25 protein-coding genes and 1 tRNA gene are annotated in these 21,334 nt (G+C 57.4%); 8 read left to right on the plus strand and 18 right to left on the minus strand.

All coding sequences use genetic code 11. The features are described from left to right. Positions 1 to 265 precede the first annotated feature (265 nt). The 7 genes from AC2TDJ_RS13300 to pyk all read right to left on the minus strand — a co-directional run bounded on the left by AC2TDJ_RS13300 (position 266) and on the right by pyk (position 5,876). Positions 266 to 949: a phosphatase PAP2 family protein gene (locus AC2TDJ_RS13300; protein WP_480842923.1), complete on the minus strand. Its 684-nt coding sequence runs from the start codon at positions 947 to 949 to the stop codon at positions 266 to 268. A 45-nt stretch (positions 950 to 994) separates the two neighbouring features. After that, entirely contained in the window at positions 995 to 1,162 is a 168-nt protein-coding gene (locus tag AC2TDJ_RS13305) for a hypothetical protein (protein WP_480842924.1), read from the minus strand. Positions 1,163 to 1,418: 256 nt separating this feature from the next. After that, positions 1,419 to 1,784 (minus strand): 50S ribosomal protein L20, encoded by a 366-nt coding sequence (rplT, locus tag AC2TDJ_RS13310; protein WP_039523695.1) that lies wholly within the window; start codon positions 1,782 to 1,784, stop codon positions 1,419 to 1,421. A gap of 15 nt (positions 1,785 to 1,799) precedes the next feature. After that, positions 1,800 to 2,000 carry a 50S ribosomal protein L35 gene (gene rpmI, locus AC2TDJ_RS13315; protein WP_005981143.1) on the minus strand — a complete coding sequence of 67 codons (201 nt, stop codon included), beginning with the start codon at positions 1,998 to 2,000 and terminating at the stop codon, positions 1,800 to 1,802. A gap of 184 nt (positions 2,001 to 2,184) precedes the next feature. After that, positions 2,185 to 3,735, minus strand: a complete 1,551-nt coding sequence (locus AC2TDJ_RS13320) for an alanine/glycine:cation symporter family protein (RefSeq protein WP_480842925.1) — start codon at positions 3,733 to 3,735, stop codon at positions 2,185 to 2,187. Positions 3,736 to 3,747: 12 nt separating this feature from the next. Next, positions 3,748 to 4,185, minus strand: coding sequence for a universal stress protein (locus tag AC2TDJ_RS13325; RefSeq protein ID WP_480842926.1), 438 nt, complete (start codon positions 4,183 to 4,185; stop codon positions 3,748 to 3,750). 245 nt (positions 4,186 to 4,430) lie between these two features. Further along, positions 4,431 to 5,876: a pyruvate kinase gene (gene pyk, locus AC2TDJ_RS13330; RefSeq protein ID WP_480842927.1), complete on the minus strand. Its 1,446-nt coding sequence runs from the start codon at positions 5,874 to 5,876 to the stop codon at positions 4,431 to 4,433. 117 nt (positions 5,877 to 5,993) lie between these two features. Between pyk and AC2TDJ_RS13335 the strand changes: the two genes are divergently transcribed. From AC2TDJ_RS13335 to AC2TDJ_RS13345, 3 genes are all read left to right on the plus strand, one after another. After that, the gene (locus tag AC2TDJ_RS13335; RefSeq protein WP_480842928.1) at positions 5,994 to 6,731 is read left to right on the plus strand and encodes an N-formylglutamate amidohydrolase; all 738 of its coding nucleotides are present in this window, start codon (positions 5,994 to 5,996) and stop codon (positions 6,729 to 6,731) included. Between the two features lie 87 nt (positions 6,732 to 6,818). Continuing rightward, positions 6,819 to 7,058: a DUF6868 family protein gene (locus AC2TDJ_RS13340; protein WP_480842929.1), complete on the plus strand. Its 240-nt coding sequence runs from the start codon at positions 6,819 to 6,821 to the stop codon at positions 7,056 to 7,058. Between the two features lie 112 nt (positions 7,059 to 7,170). After that, the gene (locus AC2TDJ_RS13345) at positions 7,171 to 7,485 is read left to right on the plus strand and encodes a DUF1244 domain-containing protein (protein ID WP_480842930.1); all 315 of its coding nucleotides are present in this window, start codon (positions 7,171 to 7,173) and stop codon (positions 7,483 to 7,485) included. 49 nt (positions 7,486 to 7,534) lie between these two features. Here AC2TDJ_RS13345 and AC2TDJ_RS13350 read toward each other — a convergent pair whose 3' ends face one another. The 3 genes from AC2TDJ_RS13350 to dgcN form a co-directional block, all read right to left on the minus strand. After that, the gene (locus AC2TDJ_RS13350; protein WP_480842931.1) at positions 7,535 to 8,395 is read right to left on the minus strand and encodes a D-amino-acid transaminase; all 861 of its coding nucleotides are present in this window, start codon (positions 8,393 to 8,395) and stop codon (positions 7,535 to 7,537) included. Positions 8,396 to 8,471: 76 nt separating this feature from the next. After that, positions 8,472 to 9,437, minus strand: a complete 966-nt coding sequence (gene dgcA, locus AC2TDJ_RS13355; RefSeq protein WP_480842932.1) for an N-acetyl-D-Glu racemase DgcA — start codon at positions 9,435 to 9,437, stop codon at positions 8,472 to 8,474. A 74-nt stretch (positions 9,438 to 9,511) separates the two neighbouring features. Continuing rightward, positions 9,512 to 10,513 (minus strand): N-acetyltransferase DgcN, encoded by a 1,002-nt coding sequence (gene dgcN / locus AC2TDJ_RS13360; RefSeq protein WP_480842933.1) that lies wholly within the window; start codon positions 10,511 to 10,513, stop codon positions 9,512 to 9,514. Between the two features lie 295 nt (positions 10,514 to 10,808). Here dgcN and AC2TDJ_RS13365 point away from each other — a divergent pair, with 295 nt between their 5' ends. Then, a complete protein-coding gene (locus tag AC2TDJ_RS13365; RefSeq protein ID WP_480842934.1) occupies positions 10,809 to 11,771 on the plus strand; it encodes an L-malyl-CoA/beta-methylmalyl-CoA lyase in 963 nt (320 codons plus the stop codon). Positions 11,772 to 11,824: 53 nt separating this feature from the next. Here the strand turns inward: AC2TDJ_RS13365 and AC2TDJ_RS13370 are convergent, their stop codons facing one another. Continuing rightward, positions 11,825 to 12,406: a PA14 domain-containing protein gene (locus AC2TDJ_RS13370; protein ID WP_480842935.1), complete on the minus strand. Its 582-nt coding sequence runs from the start codon at positions 12,404 to 12,406 to the stop codon at positions 11,825 to 11,827. Positions 12,407 to 12,526: 120 nt separating this feature from the next. Continuing rightward, on the minus strand, positions 12,527 to 12,979 hold the full coding sequence (locus AC2TDJ_RS13375) for an Lrp/AsnC family transcriptional regulator (protein WP_480842936.1): 453 nt from the start codon (positions 12,977 to 12,979) through the stop codon (positions 12,527 to 12,529). A gap of 72 nt (positions 12,980 to 13,051) precedes the next feature. On the opposite strand from AC2TDJ_RS13375, the gene AC2TDJ_RS13380 reads away from it, so the two are divergent. Continuing rightward, the gene (locus tag AC2TDJ_RS13380) at positions 13,052 to 13,648 is read left to right on the plus strand and encodes a LysE family translocator (RefSeq protein WP_480842937.1); all 597 of its coding nucleotides are present in this window, start codon (positions 13,052 to 13,054) and stop codon (positions 13,646 to 13,648) included. Between the two features lies 1 nt (position 13,649). Here the strand turns inward: AC2TDJ_RS13380 and AC2TDJ_RS13385 are convergent, their stop codons facing one another. After that, a complete protein-coding gene (locus tag AC2TDJ_RS13385) occupies positions 13,650 to 14,483 on the minus strand; it encodes an AraC family transcriptional regulator (protein WP_480843037.1) in 834 nt (277 codons plus the stop codon). A gap of 387 nt (positions 14,484 to 14,870) precedes the next feature. On the opposite strand from AC2TDJ_RS13385, the gene AC2TDJ_RS13390 reads away from it, so the two are divergent. Next, positions 14,871 to 15,833, plus strand: a complete 963-nt coding sequence (locus AC2TDJ_RS13390) for an acetyl-CoA carboxylase carboxyltransferase subunit alpha (protein ID WP_480842938.1) — start codon at positions 14,871 to 14,873, stop codon at positions 15,831 to 15,833. A 4-nt stretch (positions 15,834 to 15,837) separates the two neighbouring features. Here AC2TDJ_RS13390 and AC2TDJ_RS13395 read toward each other — a convergent pair whose 3' ends face one another. The 3 genes from AC2TDJ_RS13395 to AC2TDJ_RS13405 all read right to left on the minus strand — a co-directional run bounded on the left by AC2TDJ_RS13395 (position 15,838) and on the right by AC2TDJ_RS13405 (position 18,455). Continuing rightward, positions 15,838 to 16,968, minus strand: a complete 1,131-nt coding sequence (locus tag AC2TDJ_RS13395) for a lytic murein transglycosylase (protein ID WP_480842939.1) — start codon at positions 16,966 to 16,968, stop codon at positions 15,838 to 15,840. A 113-nt stretch (positions 16,969 to 17,081) separates the two neighbouring features. Next, positions 17,082 to 17,729, minus strand: a complete 648-nt coding sequence (locus AC2TDJ_RS13400; RefSeq protein WP_480842940.1) for a GntR family transcriptional regulator — start codon at positions 17,727 to 17,729, stop codon at positions 17,082 to 17,084. A 30-nt stretch (positions 17,730 to 17,759) separates the two neighbouring features. After that, positions 17,760 to 18,455, minus strand: a complete 696-nt coding sequence (locus AC2TDJ_RS13405) for a M48 family metallopeptidase (RefSeq protein WP_480842941.1) — start codon at positions 18,453 to 18,455, stop codon at positions 17,760 to 17,762. A gap of 100 nt (positions 18,456 to 18,555) precedes the next feature. On the opposite strand from AC2TDJ_RS13405, the gene AC2TDJ_RS13410 reads away from it, so the two are divergent. After that, entirely contained in the window at positions 18,556 to 18,876 is a 321-nt protein-coding gene (locus AC2TDJ_RS13410; RefSeq protein ID WP_480842942.1) for a TIGR02300 family protein, read from the plus strand. A 139-nt stretch (positions 18,877 to 19,015) separates the two neighbouring features. Next, positions 19,016 to 19,091 (plus strand) — tRNA-Ala (locus AC2TDJ_RS13415). Positions 19,092 to 19,442: 351 nt separating this feature from the next. On the opposite strand, the gene AC2TDJ_RS13420 is transcribed toward AC2TDJ_RS13415, so the two are convergent. Further along, entirely contained in the window at positions 19,443 to 20,678 is a 1,236-nt protein-coding gene (locus AC2TDJ_RS13420) for an adenylate/guanylate cyclase domain-containing protein (protein WP_480842943.1), read from the minus strand. Between the two features lie 151 nt (positions 20,679 to 20,829). After that, positions 20,830 to 21,255, minus strand: coding sequence for a PACE efflux transporter (locus AC2TDJ_RS13425; protein ID WP_480842944.1), 426 nt, complete (start codon positions 21,253 to 21,255; stop codon positions 20,830 to 20,832). Positions 21,256 to 21,334: the final 79 nt, after the last annotated feature.

The following is a 21,334-nucleotide window of genomic DNA, read 5'->3' on the forward strand; positions in this document are numbered from 1 at the left end:
GACAGCACCTGCGGTGATGTGCAGTGCGAAGCCCAACGATTAAAGGAGGTTGAAGCTGGTGCCTCAATGGCTTCGGTACTTTTGCCGATCCCAAGGGCTATTGAATGCTCAGCCAAGAGGACAACGTTGTGTTTTGCAAACGCTCCGGCTCTGAAACACAATCGATACGATGCCTTCGCGGAAAACTACAGCAAATCGTCAATAGCTCCGCTGTTGGCACTTCAAACCAATCGGACTTGCTTCCATATCCGGAGGTTACGGCTGCCTACTGGTTAACCGGCACGGCTCCGTCGTCCTTTTCGCTCAGAATGGCATTCAACGCTTCGTGATAGGCAGGCTGGTCGCGGATCACATCCATGTAAGCATTGCCCAGCACTTGCCCGGACACGACATCCATGGGGTAGTGCACGCCACCTATAACGCGGCCGTAACCAATTTCGCGCCCGAGATCTTCAAGTGCGTCGGAATGCTCGGGGAAGATATCCGAGAGAACCGAAGTGTAAACTATGGCTCGGATCGTGTGTCCGCTCGGGTATGAGGTTACGGGGAACGCTGTCGCGACGGGCTCAACAGCGTCATTGATCACAAAGGGGCGTGGAATATCGTAGTTCGCCTTAACCAGGTTATAGTCTTCGCGAACTTCGTCGATAATCTGATCCAGCGTTTCACTCAGAACATGTGTGTCGACAGTCGACAACCCTGTAGCGACGACAGGTGCAAAGCGTTCCAGATCGACGGATTTTCGGACAAAGTCCACCTGTTCAGAAGTGCGGCTTTCCTGCAGCCACATGACCGCGAACATTTGTTTGTCGAACTCCGGTGTGCCGGGTTTGGCCGGGGGGCCAATCAGTGCAACACTGTCAAGACTGTTCGCCGGGTAGAACTGGGCTGATATGGCAGGCCCGGCAAGGGCAACGAGGGCAACAACCGCAACGGCATTCTTAAACACGACAGTTTCCTTTTCGGACTACACGACGGGCATTGTCGGAGAAATTCAGGCTTCGGTGATCATGGTGCCCCAACTGGAAAAGCCGCCATCCGTTTCACAGATGATAGTCTCCATGCCAGTCACCGCATCGGTTCCGAAGTGACAATCCGCCAATGCCGGACCACTTAGGAAAGCTATGTTCAGGGCCACCAAACCCAAGGCAGCATATTTCATGGTACTCACTCCTATTTGGTGAGTCTCATGTGTTGATGGTTCTTAGCCGCGTGCATTGTGTTTCGATTAAATCTGCTTAATGCGCAGACAATCTGGCCAGCCACACCGCCGGTTCGGGAATGCCCCTGAGCGGTTGGTATAGATGACTTATCGCTGAAACCGCGCAAAGCAGATAATCAGGTATCCAACCGCCCAAACGAATAAGGCCGTTCCTTTTGGAACGGCCCGTCATTCACTGTCTCTCTTGAAAAGAGGATCAGGCAGCCAGAGCGGCCTGTGCTTTGGCGACGATCGCGCCGAACGCTTCCGGTTCGTGCACGGCCAGGTCGGCCAGAACTTTGCGGTCCACTTCGATACCGGCCAGGTTCAGACCGTTGATGAAGCGGGAATATGTCAGAGCCTCGTCATGCGAACGCACGGCCGCGTTGATACGCTGGATCCACAGCGCGCGGAAGTTGCGCTTGCGGTTCTTGCGGTCGCGGGTTGCGTACTGGTTGGCCTTGTCGACGGCCTGGGTCGCAACTTTGAAGTTGCTCTTGCGGCGACCATAATAGCCTTTTGCGGCCTTGATGATCTTCTTGTGACGGGCGTGAGTTACGGTTCCACCTTTAACGCGGGACATCTCTCAAATCTCCTCTTAGCGGTCGTAGGGCATGTAGCCCTTGACGATCTTGGCGTCGGGGGCGGACAGGGTGGTGGTGCCACGGGCGTCGCGGATGAATTTCTTGGTCCGCTTGATCATGCCGTGCCGTTTACCGGCCTGGCCTGCCATGACCTTACCGGTCGCAGTCACCTTGAAGCGCTTCTTGGCGCTCGACTTTGTCTTCATCTTAGGCATTTCCGTCTCCTTTTTCGGGTTCGGTTTCAAACGCGACTCGGCATGCCATCTCGGCCGGTCACGCGATCAGATGCGCCGTTTACGCAAGTTCGGTCATACTGGCAAGGGGGTTTCGACCAGAATCTGAGCTTTTTGCTAGGCTGATCGGACACCGGGGCGACGCAGGCCGCCCCGGTGGAATGGCTCAGTGGCTGAACTTGCGGATTTCGCCGCTTTTCAGCCGTGCGGCGTAGCTGGCCAGCTCCTGACGCACCACTTTCATCAGGAAGTAGAGCGCAAAGACGTTCACGACCGCCATCGCAAAGATCGCCGCATCCGAAAAGTCGATGACCGGACCAAGGTTGGCCGCCGCGCCGATGACAACGAAGACACAGAAAATGATCTTGAACACCAGCTCTTTGGTGTGGCCTTCGCCGAACAGATAGGTCCAAGCCTTGAGGCCGTAGTAGGACCAGCTGATCATGGTCGAGAAGGCAAACAGGACCACCGCAACGGCCAGCACATAAGGGAACCAGCCAAAGGCGCTGGCAAAGGCCGCCGAAGTCAGGCTGACGCCCGAATTACCGTCCACGGTCGCGATCGCGCTGCCGTCTTCGGTCAGCATGTACAAGCCGGTTGCCGGGTCAATGACGAGCTGCTGGGTGATGATGATCACCAGCGCGGTCATGGTACAGATCACCACCGTATCGATGAACGGCTCCAGCAATGACACGAACCCTTCGGTGATCGGCTCCTTGGTCCGAACGGCCGAGTGCGCAATCGCCGCGGAACCAACGCCTGCTTCGTTCGAGAACGCCGCACGACGGAAGCCCTGGATCAGCGCCCCGACCATTCCGCCAGCAACGCCAAGACCGGTAAAGGCACCGGCGAAGATCTGACCAAAGGCCCACCCGATCTGATCCGCATGCATGATGATGATGACCAGAGCTGCCGCCACATACATGACACCCATGAAGGGCACGACCTTCTCGGTCACACGCGCAATCGACTTCAGGCCACCCACGATCACTGCGAACACGATAGCCGCAAAGACAAGCCCTGTGATCCAGCCCGGATAGTCTCCGGTGATGCCCGCGATCTGCTGATGCGCCTGATTGGCCTGGAACATGTTTCCGCCGCCCAACGCGCCCAGGATACAGAAGATCGAGAACAGAACAGCCAAGATCTTGCCACCGGGAAGACCCAGCTCGGCAAAGCCCTTCGACATGTAATACATCGGACCACCGGAAACGGTGCCGTCTTCGTATTCGTTCCGATACTTCACACCCAGGGTACATTCGGTGAACTTCGACGCCATGCCCAATAGGCCGGCCACGATCATCCAGAACGTGGCACCCGGCCCCCCGATCCCGACGGCCACTGCAACACCGGCGATGTTACCCAGACCAACCGTACCGGACAGCGCCGTTGCCAGCGCCTGAAAGTGGCTGACCTCGCCCGCGTCGTTGGGGTCGGAATAGTCGCCTTTGACCAGGCTGATGGAATGGCCAAAGAACCGGAATTGCACAAAGGCGAAATACAGGGTGAAAACAGTCGCCGCGATCACCAGCCACATCACGATCCACGGCACGCTGGTGCCCGGGAACGGCGCAAAGATAAAGCTGACGAAAGGTCCGGTAAAGTCGGCAAAGGCCTGATTGATCTTGTCGTCCAGACCGGTCGAATCCTGCGCCGCTGCGGGGCTGGCGATCAGGGCGGCGGTCGCGGCCAGACCCAGATTTCTCAACATATTCATCTCGTCCCTCCCTCAGTTCACAACGGTGACCGGAACATCGGCATGCATGACCAGATTTTGGGTCGAGCTACCGAAAAGGCGTTTCTTGAACCCGTCCGCCGATGCGCGGCCAACGATGATCTGCGTGCCGCCGTTTTCGACGGTTATGGCGTTCAGCGTCTCGGCCACATCGCCGTGGCGAACTATGCCATGTGCCGTGAACCCGTCTGCGGTCAAAGCGTCCACAGCCGGTGTCACGATCCGTGTTGTCGCCAGTTCCACCTCTTCCTCACGTCGCTTGTGGCGCAAGGCATTTTCTTCGGGCGTCTGAAAAGTGAATGGGGACCATTCGATGACATAGACCACCAGCAATTCACACGTCCCGATCCGTTTTGCCAGGTCTTTGGCAAAGGCGATCGCGTGTTCTCCGGTTTCTGTCCCGTCCAGTCCTATGACAATTTTCGTTGTCATCTTGTTCCTCCGTTATCGTTTATCTGTCCGGAGCCCTCGCCCCCGGCAGGGCAGCCGGAACCTGGAACTTTTTGAGTAGACTGCCCTGGGGTGAAGTATCCGACAAAAACACCAAAAAACAGAGAGAATATCGCCGAACTCAACCCAGAATTCGGCTTGATATTGATTTTTAATGATATTTTTCGATTAAAAATTAGGCATTCTCGTGAAGTATCACCGTGAAACACTATGCCCGCATGTCAGACTCAACCCGGATCGGTGTTGTATATCAGGCGTTCGTCACAAGGCGCGATCCGCAGGATGTTTGTGGTTCCCGGCACGTTGAACGGCACGCCTGCAGTGACAACGATCTGGTCCGATTCAGACGCAAAACCGTCGGACCGGGCAGCACGGGCGGCGGCGACGACCGCGCCCTTGAACCGCTCTAGTTCGGGGGTCATGACGCAATGGCATCCCCAGCTCAGGCACAGCCGCCGTGCGGTACCTTTGGCGGGGGTCATGGCGATGATCGGAACGCCCGGGCGCTCACGCGCCGTCAACAGCGCCGTCGTGCCGCTTTGCGTAAAGCAGCAGATGGCCTTGATGTCTGTCTTTTCGGCGATCTCGCGGGCAGCGGCAACGATGCCATCGGCTATGGTCGTTCCTTGTGCCGACCGCGATGCCGCAATGATCTGCGTGTAGGTTGGGTCGGCCTCGACCTCGATCGCAACCTTGTTCATGGTCTGGACAGCCTCGATCGGATACGAACCCGCCGCCGATTCCGCGCTGAGCATAATGGCATCCGTACCTTCATAGATTGCGGTCGCCACGTCCGACACCTCGGCCCGTGTCGGCATCGGGCTTTCGATCATGCTTTCCAACATTTGCGTTGCCACGATCACCGGCTTGGCGTCCGCACGGCATTTGCGCACCAATCGCTTCTGGATCGGCGGCACCGCCGAAACCGGCAGTTCGACACCCAAGTCACCCCGCGCCACCATGATCCCGTCCGAAGCATCCAGGATGTCCTCAAACGCCTCAACGGCAGCGGGCTTTTCGATCTTGGACAGAATCGAAGCGCGGCCATCGGCCAAGGCGCGGGCTTCGAACACGTCCTTTGCGCGTTGCACGAAGCTAAGTGCCAACCAGTCCACACCCAATTGACAAACAAACTCCAGATCGTCGCGATCTTTCGCCGAAAGCGCCGCCAGCGGCAGAACGACGTCAGGGACGTTCACGCCCTTGCGGTTCGAGATCGTTCCGCCAACCTCGACCGTGCAATTTGCAAAATCCTGACCGCAGTCCTGCACGATCAATCGAATCTTGCCATCGTTCACCAGCAACCGGGCGCCGGGCTCCAGCGCGGCAAAAATCTCCGGGTGAGGCAGGCAGACACGATTGATGTCACCAGGTTCGGGATCAAGATCCAGTCGAAATGCAGCCCCTTCTTCCAGTTCCTCAGCATCATTGGCAAAAACGCCTACGCGCAGCTTGGGTCCCTGCAGGTCCGCCAGTATCGCAATCGGGCTGTCCAGATCTTTCTCAACTTGCCGGATGATCCTGTGGCGTTCGCGGATTTCATCGTGGCTGCCGTGGCTCATGTTCAGACGGAAAACATCCGCCCCCGCCTCGTGCAATGCGCGGATGGTGTCATAGTCATTGGACGCGGGACCCAGCGTCGCCACGATTTTCACATTTCTCAGGCGTCGCATTGGTATTGCTCTCCTCAAACAGTCGATGTTACCGCAAACAGTGCTTGAGCTGCTTATTGCGCAATTCCCTTTCCGAAGCAACTGTCCTACACCTGCGGCAAACTAGATGACAGGCTGATGACATACACTCCGTTTTTTGTTCACGGCGCGGATCGCCCCTCGCGCTGGTTGATTACCTGCGATCATGCGACCAACACTGTCCCGCCCGAGGTCAACGGCGGCGACCTTGGCTTGCCGCGCGAAGATATGGAACGCCACATTGCCTATGACGTGGGCGCCTACGAGGTCTCGAAGCATTTGGGTGAGATTATGAACGCGCCGGTTATCGCCGCCAATTTCTCGCGCCTAGTGATCGATCCAAACCGGGGAGAGGATGACCCGACCCTGCTGATGAAGCTCTATGACGGGTCGATCATCCCCGGAAACCGCCACGCCGACGCAGCCGAGCGCGAACGGCGTCTGAACATGTGCTACCGCCCCTATCATGATGCGCTGGCCAGGATGGCGGCGCTGTCTCATGCGGTGATCGTGTCGATGCACTCTTTCACCCGGCAATTGCGAGGACGCGAACCCCGGCCCTGGCATATCGGAATTCTGCATACGGCGGACGAGCGTTTCTCGCGCCCGCTGATCAATCGCCTCGAAGCCGAAGGCGACTTGTGTGTCGGCATCAACGAACCCTATACGGGTGTTCTGCCCGGTGATGCCATCGACAAGCATTGCACGAGTTTTGGGCGCCCGAACGCGCTGATTGAGCTGCGGAATGACCTGATCGCGGATCACAAAGGGCAGCGAGAGTGGGCAGAACGCCTGGCCACCATTTTGCAGGACGCCCTTGCTGAAAGCGGTTTGTGACGTAGGGTCACGGCCAGGCGTTTTCAGGCCTCACGTTATTGTGAGCGAATTCTCCGATACCCATATATTAAGGGAAAGGAGACGACCATGACTCAGGAATTCCTGACGACCGTCTTCGGCTGGATGACGGTCCTTAACATCGCGGTATTGCTGTTCAGCACGGTGATGATCGTGGCACTGCAGGACTGGGTAGCAGGCATTCACGGCAGAATGTTCCAAATGGATCGGGCAGACGTAAAACGGGCCTATTTCCGGTATCTTGCGAACTACAAGATCCTGACCATCATTTTCTGCATGATGCCATGGCTGGCCCTGAAACTGGCATAGCATCCCAATCTGGATACCCGAGGGGCCTCTGGGGCCCTCCTGTTCATTGTAACAGAGCTTTCGGATTGTTAGGTCATGCACCGAACGCAAGACAATCATTCGGAGCCCGACAATGGACCAGCAAACCGAGATCGAACTTCAGGCCGCTGCTTTCCGCCGTTTGCAGAAACACCTGATGGAAGACCGCACCGACGTGCAGAATATTGATATGATGAATCTCGCCGGGTTCTGCCGAAACTGCCTGTCGCGCTGGTATCAGGAGGCCGCCAACGAAAAAGGGATCGAGATGGGTAAGGAAGAGGCCCGCGAGATTTTTTATGGCATGACCATGGATGAATGGAAATCCAACTATCAGACCGAGGCGAGCCCAGAAAAACAGGCCGCCTTCAAGGTCGCCTTCGAAGAAAACGTGGGCAAGAAGGACTGACGCCTACTCGGAAAGCGAAAGGCCCGCGATTCCGGCGGGCCTTTCATGATCAGATTGCGGCCTTGCGACTTTCGTCCAGATAAATCTCGCGCAAACGCGTTGCGATCGGACCCGGAGTGCCATCGCCCAGCGCTACCCCGTCGATCTCGACCACCGGCATGACAAAAGCACTGGCCGAGGTGGTGAAGGCCTCGTCCGCCTCTTTGGCTTCGTCGATGGTAAACAGGCGTTCTTCGATTTCCATCTGAGCCTCGGCCGCCATCCGCAGCACCGCCTTACGGGTGATGCCATGCAGAATGTCGTTGGACAGCGGCCGGGTGACGATCTTGCCGTTCTTGACGAAATAGGCGTTGTTGCTGGTGCCTTCGGTCACATACCCGTCTTCAACCAGCCACGCATCGTCACAGCCCGCTTTCTTCGCCATCATCTTACCCATCGACGGATACAGCAACTGCACCGTTTTGATATCGCGGCGACCCCAGCGGATGTCCTCGATCGAGATGACCTTGGCGCCCTTCCTGGCCGCGGGGCTGTCGGCCAGACCGGGCTTGTTCTGCGTAAACAGGACCAGTGACGGCTTGGTGGCCGCGTCCGGGAACACGAAATCCCTGTCTCCATCGCTGCCGCGCGAGACCTGCAGATAGATCAAACCTTCTTCGATCCCGTTCAGTACCACCAACTTGCGGTGAATACTCAGCAGCTCTTCCTTGCTGCAAGGCTCTGCCATCTCCAGCTCATCCAGTGACCGTTTTAGCCGCACGGCATGGCCTTCGAAATCGATCAGCTTGCCGCCCAGAACGCTGGTGACTTCGTAAACCGCGTCTGCAAACAGAAAACCACGGTCAAAGATGGACACCTTGGCTTCGGTCTCGGGCAGGTATTCTCCATTCACGTAAACGGTGCGGGTCATGTCATATCCTTTTCGTCTCAGGGCTTCGCCCGTTCCTCACTGAAAATGATCCGCCGGACCATTTTCCGGGCGTTCGTCACCCCCATAGGCCCGCTTTGGGCGGGTGCACTCCGGCGTCATCAAAAATCAGCGGGTTGTCGCGGTCTTCGGCCAGAAGCAGCGGGCCGTCAAGGTCTGTCACCATCGCACCCTGCGCCACCAGAGTCGCAGGTGCCATCGCCAGGGAACTGCCGACCATGCATCCCACCATGATATCGTAGCCTTCGGTCAATGCCGCCGCGCGCAGTTTCAACGCCTCGGTCAGGCCGCCGGTCTTATCCAGCTTGATGTTGACTACGTCATACTTGCCTTTTAGCGCAGGCAAGCTCGTGCGGTCATGGCAGGACTCGTCGGCGCACACCGGAACGGGCCGATCCATCCCGATCAGAGCGTCATCCTCCCCGGCGGGCAGCGGCTGTTCCACCAGCGCAACGCCCAGCCGCACCAGATGCGGGGCAAGATCGGCATAAACCTCCGCCGACCAGCCTTCATTTGCGTCGACAATGATCCTTGCATCCGGCGCACCGGCGCGCACGGCCTCTAGCCGGGGCATGTCGTCCGGCGTGCCCAGCTTGATTTTCAGCAGTGGACGATGCGCATTTTCAGCCGCTTGCGCCTGCATGGCTTCAGGAGTGTCCAGCGACAGGGTATAGGCCGTGATTTCAGGACCAGGTTTTTCCAGCCCGACCAGGTCCCACGCCCGTTTGCCCGCGCGTTTGGCCTCAAGATCCCACAAGGCACAATCGACCGCGTTTCGCGCGGCGCCTGCTGGTAGCAAATCCATCAACTGTTCGCGGGAAAACTCCGCGGGCAATCCCGCGATCTCGGCCTCTACCGACTCCAGTGTCTCGCCATATCGCGCATAAGGCACGCATTCGCCCCAGCCCTGATGCGTTCCATCCGACAACCGGACCGTCAGCACCTTCGCTTCGGTGCGCGATCCGCGCGAGATCGTGAACACCTGCGCCAGCCGAAACACATCGCGAGAAACCTCAATTCGCACGCGCCCGCTCCTTCATCTTTTTCCAAATACTCCCGCCGGAGGCGGACCACCCCGCCACCGGCGTGTCCGTTAGATCAGACCGCAGCCAGCGCGTCGACCAACTTGCCCGATCCGAACCTGAAGGGATCGGTTGCCGGCAGGCCCATCTCGGCTTCCAAAGCTGCCAGGTAGTCCGTCGCGTCGTCCTCGCTCATGTGCTGCGTATTGACCGAGATTCCAACGACCTTGCAATCGGGGTTTGCTACGCGCGCCATTTGAAGCGCCGTATCCCGCAGAGCTTCCAGCGATGGCAACTGGTAAGTCGGCAGACCCCGCATGTGGGCGCGAGTCGGTTCGTGGCAAAGGATCAGTGCGTCGGGCTGGCCGCCATGGATCAGAGCCATGGTCACACCAGAGTAGGACACGTGGAACAGCGACCCCTGTCCTTCGATCAGATCCCAGTGATTTTCGTCATTGTCCGGGGTCAGCCATTCGACCGCGCCGGCCATGAAATCCGCGATTACCGCGTCCAGCGGCACACCATCGCCGGTAATCAGAATGCCTGTCTGCCCCGTGGCACGAAATGTTGCCTTCATGTCCCGCTTGCGCATCTCGGCGTCCATTGCCATGGCCGTGTACATCTTGCCAACCGAGCAGTCTGTCCCGACGGCAAGGCACCGTTTTCCGGTGCGTTTGATGCCGTTCGCAATCGGATAGTCAACTTCGGGGATACGCACGTCGTGCAGTTTTTGACCCGTCGCCTCTGCCACGGCCACGAGGTCAGGCTCGTCCCGCAGCAGATTGTGCAGGCCCGAGGCCAGATCGAACCCCTCTTCCAACGCGGTCACCAGAACCTTCTTCCACTCCTGGCTGATGACACCACCGCGGTTGGCGACGCCGATGACAAGCGTCTTGGCCCCGGCTTCGCGAGCTTCCACCAGATCCATGTCTTTCAGACCCAGATCCGCCTTGCATCCGTCCATCCGGTACTGGCCAACGGCGTTCTCAGGGCGCCAATCCTTGATTCCGACCGCAACCTTGGCGGCCAGCTGGTCGGGCGCGTCGCCCAGAAATAGCAGATAAGGTGTCTCGATCATCGCGCTTCACTCCTGTGATTCCGCCCAATGCTAGAGACTTTGTATCACGAGGGTTTCTCGTTTTTGCGCCACCTAAAGCGAGGGCACGGGATAATCTTGCGAGGTTTGTTAGTTTTGCCGAAGATTCTCCGACATCTTGTGGAAAATCGGGTAATGACAGGCGATGCAAGGCAGCAAATTGAACGATGCTGCGCAAGCATTGCCGCAGGTGCACAATACACCTTGCACACATCCGCGCAATTTAATACCCAATGGACAACCAAAAACGTAATTTCATTACCCTCGTGAGGTCCAGATGAGCTTTCGCATTCAACCCGCCGCACCTGCCAGGCCCAATCGCTGTCAGCTCTTTGGCCCGGGTTCGAACACCAAACTGTTCCCCAAAATGGCGGCCTCGGCAGCGGATGTCATCAACCTCGATTTGGAGGACTCGGTAGCGCCTTCGGATAAGGATGCCGCACGTGCCAATGTGATCGAGGCGTTGAATACAGTCGACTGGGGCAACAAATACATGTCCGTCCGCATCAATGGGCTGGACACGCCGTATTGGTATCGTGATGTGGTCGATGTGCTGGAACAGGCTGGCGACCGGCTGGATCAGATCATGATCCCCAAGGTTGGGTGCGCAGCGGATGTTTATGCAGTTGATGCGCTCGTCACGGCAATCGAGCGCGCCAAAGGCCGCAGCAAACCGATCTCTTTCGAAGTCATCATCGAATCCGCCGCGGGTATTGCCCATGTCGAGGAAATCGCGGCCGCATCGCCGCGCCTGCAGGCAATGAGTCTGGGCGCCGCCGATTTTGCCGCATCAATGGGAATGCAGACTACCGGAATCGGCGGGACGCAGGAAAACTACTACATGCTGCGCGAGGGCGAAAAGCACTGGTCCGATCCGTGGCATTGGGCACAGGCCGCCATCGTCGCCGCCTGCCGCACCCACGGCGTGTTGCCGGTCGACGGCCCGTTTGGCGATTTCTCGGATGACGAAGGGTATATCGCGCAGGCCAAACGCTCGGCCACTTTGGGTATGGTCGGCAAATGGGCGATTCACCCCAAGCAGATCGCTCTGGCCAATCAGGTATTCACCCCTTCGGACGAAGCAGTCTCGGAAGCGCGCGAGATCCTAGCCGCGATGGAACAGGCCAAGGCCAACGGTGAAGGCGCAACTGTCTATAAGGGCCGGCTTGTCGATATCGCGTCGATCAAACAGGCGGAAGTGATCGTGGCGCAGGCCGAACTGATCGCGGCCAACGGCTGAGAAAAAGAAGGCGCCCGGTCGGGCGCCATTCTTGCGGTCCGGCAATAACGCGGTCAGCGCCCGAAGACGTTATTGGGGGTCCAGGTAAACCGTTCCCCCTGCTTTCCCCATTTCATCATCAGGCAAGATGTTCCGTATTTCTGGAAATAATTGATCTTGAGCGGATACCATCCGGCCTGAGGCACCTCGACTTCCGTCCGCTGATTGGCTTCACAGCCCTGACGACCGTTGAAATACCCGATCTGCTGACCACCAACCCATGCATCGATGCCGTCATTCGACCAGGTTTCCAGCTCGTAGACTCCGGGCGCATCAAAGCGGATGTAACCGGTTACCTCGGCCGCGACGTTGAAAGCCTCATTGTAGGTCAGAACCGGGTCGCCTTCATTCGTATCGCGGTAGTCCAATCCCCGCAGCGGCGCTCCGGGTTTGGCCTTCTTCATCATCTGCTTGGCTTTGGCCACGGTCTGGATCTTACGAGGAGGGTTACCCTCCCATGCGTATTTGACGTTCAGCCCGGCCTGAGGGTTGGACGGCTGAGGGCTGGCGGGTTGCAGTTTCAGCGGTGCCGCAAAAACCGCACTGGCGACCATCGCCATGGCTGCAGCGAACGCTCCGGTTCGAATAGGTTTCATGGTCATCTCCCTGACTGAGCGCCTCTTGCGGTAGTCTCTACCATGTGGGCGACGGATTTGAGATGACACTAGGGCCTGAGATTTAAGCCCGCAAGATGGTTAGAAATCACAATTCCACCATCAAGCCCGCAGGTCTTTCGGCGATCCCATGACCACGTAAGACGTGATCGAGGTCACATGCGGCAGTGTTCCCAGCACCTCGGTATGAAACGTCTTGTAAGATGGCAAATCGGCACATTCGACCCGCAGCAGGTACTCGATCGTTCCGGTGATGTTGTGACACTCCACCACTTCCGGAGCCAGTTGCAAGGCGCGCTCAAACCCCTCTTGTGCGGCTTTTGTGTGCTCGCCCAGACCGACACCGATATAGGCGACGAACCCGACCCCCATCGCCGTGGGGTTCAGGACGGCGCGATAGCCCGAGATCACACCTGACCGTTCCAGTTCCTGAACCCGGCGCAGGCAGGCCGAAGGCGACAAACCAACGCGATCCGCCAGATCCAGGTTGCTGATGCGTCCATCGCGAGTCAGCTCCCGCAATATTTGACGGTTTATTTCATCATCTTTAGCCATCAGTTGCGAGATTAGCTCGACTACGCACATAATCGCAATTTCATTCGCCGCATTTTAGGGAAATATCCCGCAATGACCTCCGACATCCTGCTCGCCCTGATCGCCTTTGCTTTTGTTTCATCCATTACACCGGGTCCAAACAACCTGATGCTGATGGCTTCTGGCGCCAATTTCGGATTTCGCCGAACCATCCCCCATATGCTGGGGATCGGACTGGGGTTTACTTTCATGGTGCTTCTGGTTGGCATCGGGTTGGTTCAGATGTTTGACAGATACCCGGCAAGCTACTCAGCGCTCAGAGTTGTGGCGGTCGTCTATCTTTTGTATCTCGCATGGAAAATCGCCCATGCCGCCCCGGCAAGCCGTACGGATGCAACAGGAACCCCCATGACATTCCTGCAGGCGGCTGCGTTCCAGTGGGTTAATCCCAAAGCCTGGGCCATGGCATTGACCGCCACCACGGCTTATGCCCCCGGCCAGACGCTGAGTGCCGTTATCATTGTTGCGCTGGTATTTGGTGCAATCAACCTGCCATCGGTCAGTACCTGGACGGTTTTGGGACAACAGATGGCGCGGATACTGACGAACCCACGCCGCCTTTTGATGTTCAACTGGACGATGGCAGGCCTTCTGGTGGCTTCGCTTTACCCGGTTCTGTTGCCGAACTGACCTATTTCAAAGGCAGGCAGATTTCGGTCAACAGCTCTTCGGGCGCCGTGTCGCGCGGATTGTTCAGGTAGATTTCATAACAAGGCTGATCCGCCGGTTCTTCTCCGGACGTTGGCAACCAGTTGCCGAACAGGGATTGATAGGCGGCCTGAATTCCGGAGTATGGGCCCCTGTACGTCAGAACAGCAGTCTTGCCACCAGGGATTTTCACCTCTTCCATGTCGTCAGGCACAGCTTCACCTTGGAATTCCGCCCCGGCATAACTGCGAAGCTCGTCGACGGGCACGTCCTCGGGGCTGTCGAGGTAAACGCCGATAACCGGCCCGAGCTGAGGCCACAGGTTGCGGGATTCGCACATGGCACCAAACGCCTCAAAGCTTTTGCCAATTTCTCCATAGTTTCCCTTGTGCGGCAGTGCGACAATGCGGCGAACGGGCTCTTCTCGGGTAACAACGGGATGCATCGGATAATCTCCTGTTCTGAATTGCGGTCTACTTGGCAGAAACTGCCCCGCCTTACGAAACGCGGCGGGACTATTGCCGTAGGCTTCGGAAAAGGCGCGCGCAAAGGACTTCAGGTTCGGATAGCCGATTTCAGTTGCGATCTGTGGAACCGCTTTGTCGGACGCGACCAGCATATAGGCCGCGCGATGCAACCTGACACGACGCACAGCCTGCGCGCAGGTCTCGCCTGTAATGGCGCGAAAGACCCGGTGCCAGTGAAACCGTGACATGGCAGCGACATCCGACAGAGCATCCAGAGACAGGTCCCCGGCAGGGTTTTCATGGATATAGGCCAGCACCCGCAAAACACGGTCTTCATAGCCGGTCGTCATCGGCATTCTTCCTTTTTCCTTACCTCTTCGTGGTTGCATAATCTCTATCCACAAATCTTGCTAAGTTTCGTTGTGTGAAAACGCTCAACCGCTTGGGCGCACTGGATCGAGAATGAAGCTTGCTCCCGGACGGTTGCTTTGGAACCCGCCGCTTGCCAGCTATCAGGATCGACTTGGCGAATGTGCCTTTGCTTGACATTCAAGTTTTGGCCCCGTCGATAGAACCTTATTGCTAATCGAATTGGCCCGTACTGAAACGCCTTCACAAAGATATTCACTGCGTGATCAACAGTTTCCGCGACTCCGGGTGGCACAGATTTTCCTTATAGTTGCATCTGGAAGCGCCCAACGGCATATAGCTAGGAAATTTCACGCAAGTGAGGCGTCATGACCCAGTATCTGGATTTCGAAAAACCACTGGCCGAGATCGAAGGCAAGGCCGAGGAATTGCGCGCGTTGGCCCGCGCCAATGAAGAGATGGACGTGGCCGAGGAAGCCGCCGCGCTGGATGCAAAAGCCGCCAAGTTGCTGGACGAGCTGTATAAGGACCTGACACCGTGGCGGAAATGTCAGGTAGCGCGTCATCCGGAACGCCCGCACTGCAAGGACTATGTCGAGGCGCTGTTCACGGAATTTACCCCGCTGGCCGGAGATCGGAACTTTGCCGACGACCTGGCGGTGATCGGTGGGTTGGCACGGTTCAACGATCAGCCGGTGATGGTGATCGGTCACGAAAAGGGCTCGGACACCAAATCGCGGATCGAACGGAATTTCGGCATGGCGCGGCCCGAGGGTTATCGCAAGGCCGTCCGCCTGATGGAAATGGCCGGGCGTTTTAACCTACCGGTCATCACTTTGATCGACACCGCAGGCGCCTACCCCGGCAAGGGTGCCGAGGAACGCGGCCAGTCCGAAGCCATCGCGCGTTCCACCGAAATGTGCCTGAAAATCGGTGTACCGCTGGTCTCGGTAATCATCGGCGAGGGTGGTTCGGGCGGGGCTGTGGCCTTTGCCACCGCCAATCGTGTGGCGATGCTGGAACACTCGGTCTATTCAGTAATCTCGCCCGAGGGTTGCGCGTCGATCCTGTGGAAGGATGCCGAAAAGATGCGCGAGGCGGCCGAAGCACTGCGTCTGACCGCGCAGGACCTGCGAAAGCTGGGGGTTTGCGACCTAGTCATCGAAGAACCCAAAGGTGGCGCCCATCGGGATCGTCCCGCCACGGTCGAATCCGTTCGGAACGCTATTACCCTCATGTTGAAAGAACTGGACGGCATGGACGCGGCGACCCTGATCAAGGACCGCCGTCAGAAATTCCTGGATATCGGCTCGAAGGGGCTGGCGGCGTAACCTGTCAGCCGCCCAACCTGCGCAGCAAAGCAACCGATGGCTCACCGGTCTGAGGCAGCCTATTGGCACGCTGGTAGCCGGTGATTGCCGCCGTGGTCTTACCGCCAATAACACCGTCCGCGCCCTGCGTGTCATAGCCCGCCGAAGTCAGGCGGCGCTGTAGCTCTTTGCGATCTTCAAGCGTCAACCCGTTCGCGTCCGGCCCGAACGAGGCCTGAAACGGCGCGCCGCCAGCGATCCGGTCGGACAGATGGCCCACCCCAATCGCATAGCTGTCCGAGTTGTTGTAACGTTTGATCACCTGAAAATTGCGGAACACGGCAATACGCGGACCCGGTTTTTGCGGCTGTAAAACCGCAATGGGTGAACCACAAACGGTGCCGACTTCTCCGCCCCAGGGTTGTCCACGCGCCCAACCTGCACGAGCCAGGTAGGCCGCGGTCGAAGCCAGCGAATCCGCTGGATCCTCGGACCAGATATCGCGTCGCCCATCGCCGGTGAAATCTACAGCGTAGGCCAGATAGGACGTGGGAATGAACTGTGTATGACCCATGGCACCGGCCCAGCTACCGGTCATGTTGTCGGGCGTGGTGTCTCCGTTTTGCAGAATCTTCATTGCTGCCATCAACTGGCTTTCAAAGAACTGTCCGCGCCGCCCGTCATAGGCCAGCGTCGACAGGGCCGAGACCACCGGCACGTCACCACGTCGGGCGCCATACCGGCTTTCCAGACCCCAAACAGCCACGATGACCTCTTTGTCGACGCCGTATTGCGCCTCGATCTGCGACAGAGTTCCCGCGTGGCGGACCAACATCTGCTTGCCGGTGCCGATCCGCTCGTCCGAGGCGGCGATGGCAAGGTAATCCTCAAGCGAACGTTTGAACTCGACCTGGTTGCGGTCGCGCTGGATCACTTCGGGCAGGTAACCGGCGCCCTGAAAGGCCCGGTTGATGGTCGTCTGCGAGATGCCCTGCGACGCTGCACGCCCTTTGAAGTTTGCAACCCAAGCATCCCACCCTGCGTTCGGCACAGCCTGCATGCGCGATGCGGGCGCTCGCGTCGGTACGCTGCCCCCGGAACAGGCGGCCAGAACCGTTGACCCAAGCCCAATAGAAAAGGTCCGTCGATTGATCATGTCTGAAATCTGCTCTTGTTATGTGATTTGCCTCAGAATAGCGCAGCCGCGCCAACCAGACCAGAAAGACAGCCTGTCACATTCAAGTTCTGAAGCAGTCGGCGATAAGCCGCTCAACTCACCAGAAGACGCAGGCCCTGCGTCACGTCCGAGCGCACAGCCAGCCGCAACCCGGGCTCGTCCCCGGCCTTTAGGGCGGCGATGATCAGCTTGTGATAATGGGGCGGCTCTGTGCGCCGCAACCGACCATAAAGCGCGCGCATTGTTGGTCCGAGCTGCAGCCAGACGGTTTCAGCCATGGCCAGCATCGCCGGAGCCTGCGCCCGCAGGTAAAGCGTGCGGTGAAATTCCAGATTGGTCCGAATATACCCGACCGCATCGCGTTTGGTGACCATTTCGGCCACGGTCATGTTGATACTCTGCAACCGGTCGATCAGCGCCATATGGGCCCGGGGCAGCGCCCGGCTGGCCAGTTCGACCTCGAGCAAGGCGCGCAGCGCAGCCAGTTCCTCTATGCGATCATTGGTCAGTTCTGGCGTCGAAACCCGACCCGATGTGGACAGAAACAACGCGCCTTCGGCCGCAAGGCGGCGCACGGCCTCTCGCGCAGGTGTCATGGAAACCCCGAACTCCTTGCCAATCCCACGCAACGTCAGCGCCTGTCCCGGAGCGGTCTCTCCATGCATGATCCGGGATCGCAGGGAACGGTACACACGATCATGAGTGGCGGTTTGCGAGTCGGCAGGGCGTGTCGTCAACATGCCCCCATGTGATCACAAAAAACCGCGGGGTCAACTCGCACTGGCGTCGAACCGATACCGATGCAACCCGGCACCATGGTCGCGCAACCAGCACCTTGGCGCCTTGTACGGCCCGAATATTCGCTCGACCTGCGCCCAAAAGGCGGGTGAATGGTTCATCTCGGCCAGATGCGCGACTTCATGCGCCGCCACGTAATGCAGCACCTCGGGCGGAGCTAGGATCAGCCGCCAGGAAAACATCAGACCACCTGCGGAACTGCACGATCCCCAACGCGACCGCGTATCGCGCATCGTCAGACTTGAATAGGGGCGCCCCAGCATGGCTGCATAGTCATCGCACGCTTCGGTCAGACGATCGCGGGCCAGTTCCTTCAGAAACTTGGCCAGCCGCCGCGCCTCGGCCCCTTCCGGCACCGCGATGTCGTGATTGCCCAACTGAACCCGGCGACCCCGAGCGGGAACGATTCGGCGTTCGACGCCTTCAATGGGAATGCTATGGCCGAATTGGACGGTCGCCGCTTCTGGACGGTCCTGAAGGTGTTGTCGAATCCACTCCTCTTTCTGATGAGCGAAACTCAGCGCATCGGTTTCAGCGACACCCTGCGGGTAAGTCAGCGTAACCCGTCCATCCAACTGAGAAATCCGCAACGAGATCCGCCGCGCCCGCGCCGATTTGCGCAATGTTAACGGAACCGGTGGCTGTCCGGGCAATGCGTGTCGCCCCATGGGCCGTTCTCCTTAGCGCAAAGGCTTTGACAGTGCCTGCCGCTTGTGGCAGGTGACCTGAATCATTGTTGAGATTCACCTGATATCAAGGGGATTTGATATGCCCAAGGAAGAATGGGGCGTAAAGCGTGTTTGCCCGACAACCGGCAAACGCTTTTACGACCTGAACAAGGACCCGATCGTCAGCCCCTATACCGGCGAGATCGTGGAGCTGGAAACCGGCAAAAGCCGCATGATCGCTGCGGATGCCGAGGATGCCGCATCGGTCAAAGCACGCGAAGCGTCGTCGGATGAAGATCTGGTTCTGGACGATGACGATAACGTCGATGTCGAGCTGGATGACGATCTGCTGGAAGATGACGACGACGACAACGTTTCGCTGGACGATATCACGGACATGTCGTCGGAAGACGAGTCCTGACCCCGGCCCGAGGCGGTCCCGGCCGCCTCGCCCTGCCTACCGCGTCGCCAGATTCTTTTTGCCGGATTCCGAAATTTGGTCTTGCACTCGGCAGCGGCGTCTCATAAACGTCCGTCCACCGCACGGACGGTACCTGAATGGGGCCTTAGCTCAGTTGGGAGAGCGCTTGCATGGCATGCAAGAGGTCAGGGGTTCGACTCCCCTAGGCTCCACCAAAACCTAACTGGTACGAGCACCAAAGTTTTTCCTTTTTGGCAGCAGCATTTTCCTTTGGGACCGAAGCGGCCTTAAATATTCCGTTCAGCAAATGGCCGGAATGAGCCCCAACCGGGTTTTGATGCGCTGCTAGGGTGCTATAGATGCAAAAGGCAGGTTGCAGCCCATAGCGGACCTTGATCGGATGATCTCGGTGCTTGAACTGTTGCACATGATGGGCGGTTCACTTTAGTCGTGGGCAGCTCAAGCGTTCTACCCAATAGCCCCACGTTCTTCAGAATAGATCTTCTTGACGTATAAGAAGACAGCCGGCTGTCTACTCGGTGTAGGTGGTGCTTTTCATTTCACGTTTAATCTATCGTAAACAGCTCCTGTCTTTCAGCAACACCACGTAGTCTGTATTGGCCAAGGGAAACAAGACTTGGAATGGTTTTCACCAAGTCGCCAGCCACCTTGTCGGAAACAACAATGTTTTGATCGAGCGCGCTGCACATGCCAAGAATGCGGGACGTTGTATTGACTGCCGGGCCGACTACTGTGAAATCCAACCGAGACCTGCCACCAATGTTGCCATAAAGTACATCGCCGGCGTGCAAGGAAAGAGTGAAGCCGGTCGTTGGTAGACTGTCTGCTTGCCGTCGTTGGTTGAGTTTATCAAATGAATCTCGCAACTCCACTGCTGCGTGAATTGCGACGCGGCGAGCGTCCGGAACCTGATCGATGTCGAAGATGGCAAGCATTCCATCTCCCATAAATTTCAGAACGTTACCGCCATTGCGTTCGACCACGTCAACGGCTTCTGCGAAGTAGTCGTTTAGCAATTCTATGATTGAATTTCCCGGAAGCGCCTCTGACAATTTGGTAAATCCTTGCAAATCAAAATACCAAATCACCGCTGAAATGGTTTCGGATGAACCTCGGGTGATGTCCCCGGAAAGAACGCGCCTACTGGCGTCCCGGCCCAGATAAGCAGCCGTTATGTCTTCTGCCATCAGTCTGTTTGCCCCGCATTTCAGCGTCAGGCAAAGTGGAGAAATCAGTTGGCGCAATCCGTCAAGTTGCTGGCTTGTGAAGCCCCCGCTCGCGTCGGTTGTCAACGAGATAATAGCGCCTTCCTCGGCCTGCATTGGATCGACAGGCGTAGCATTATCCTGAATAAGGAAGAACCGTTTAACAGCGAAGTAGTCCGTCGCACCGCGCTCGCGAAGTTCGTCGAAAATAGGAAAATTTAGCTCTGGTTCCTCGACTGTGAGGTTTTGTCTGATTTCTTCAACGTTGTTTACCAGAAGATAGTAAATCGGGCTCAAGATGTATTCTTCAGGCGCATCCGTTCTTCGGATAAACTCCTGTCGCTCATTTCCTCCATCCCTGTGCCAGCGGAAAGCGACCGTCCCAATCTCGGGATGATGAGCGCGCACAGTGATGTTTGCGCGTTGAAGCGGGATTCCTGCCGAAACAAGACGGTTGCAGAATTCTTCTAGCCAGATTTCAACCGGCGCATTCTCTAAACCCTGTTGAACCAACCAATCGGCTAAGTCCTGTATGGCGGCGGTCAGTTCCCAGTTTTGGATTAAAGGAGCTGCCATGATGTCCTCACAATGAGCTATCTGAACAGTTAGTTCCCAGTCTAAATCACTTCAAGGACACCTCAAATTCAATTTTCCCACGGCGCTTGCAGCCCTTTGCGGTCATTGCGCCGGCGGCCCACACAATCCAATGCGGACTTTCACATTTTGGTCACGACGCAGTTTGGTTGGCCAGTTTCACGCGAGACCAATCAAAGACGATATTGAAGAAGAATGTATATACTAAAATAAACACAATCAGTACCGCCTCAAGTTTCATCGCATCCCAAAGTGTCAAGCCAAGGGCCCAGGCGAGAACAGGCAGGGTCAGCGCAACAAAGGTGCCCTCGAATAGAAGTGCATGAACCATCCGCACAGCCACTGATTTTTGCGCGTTTTTTCGGATGGTCACCAAAAACCAATCAAACGTCATGTTAAAGACCAAGTTCCACAGCATTGCAGCCAAGGAAAAGAACACCCCAAGGACCAGCGATTTCTGTACATCGACATGCGAGATCAGCGGAAGCAGCAGGGCAATGCTCAATAGCGCAAAGACTTCAAACAGCACCGCGTGCACCATCCGACCAGCAAAACTCATAAGTGTTCTCCTCTATTATGTCTTCGCAAGTGTTTTACCCTGTTGTTGTGATCCATAAAGGTGGATACCATATGCTAAA

It is taken from the genome of Ruegeria sp. HKCCD6647-2 (assembly GCF_057221075.1).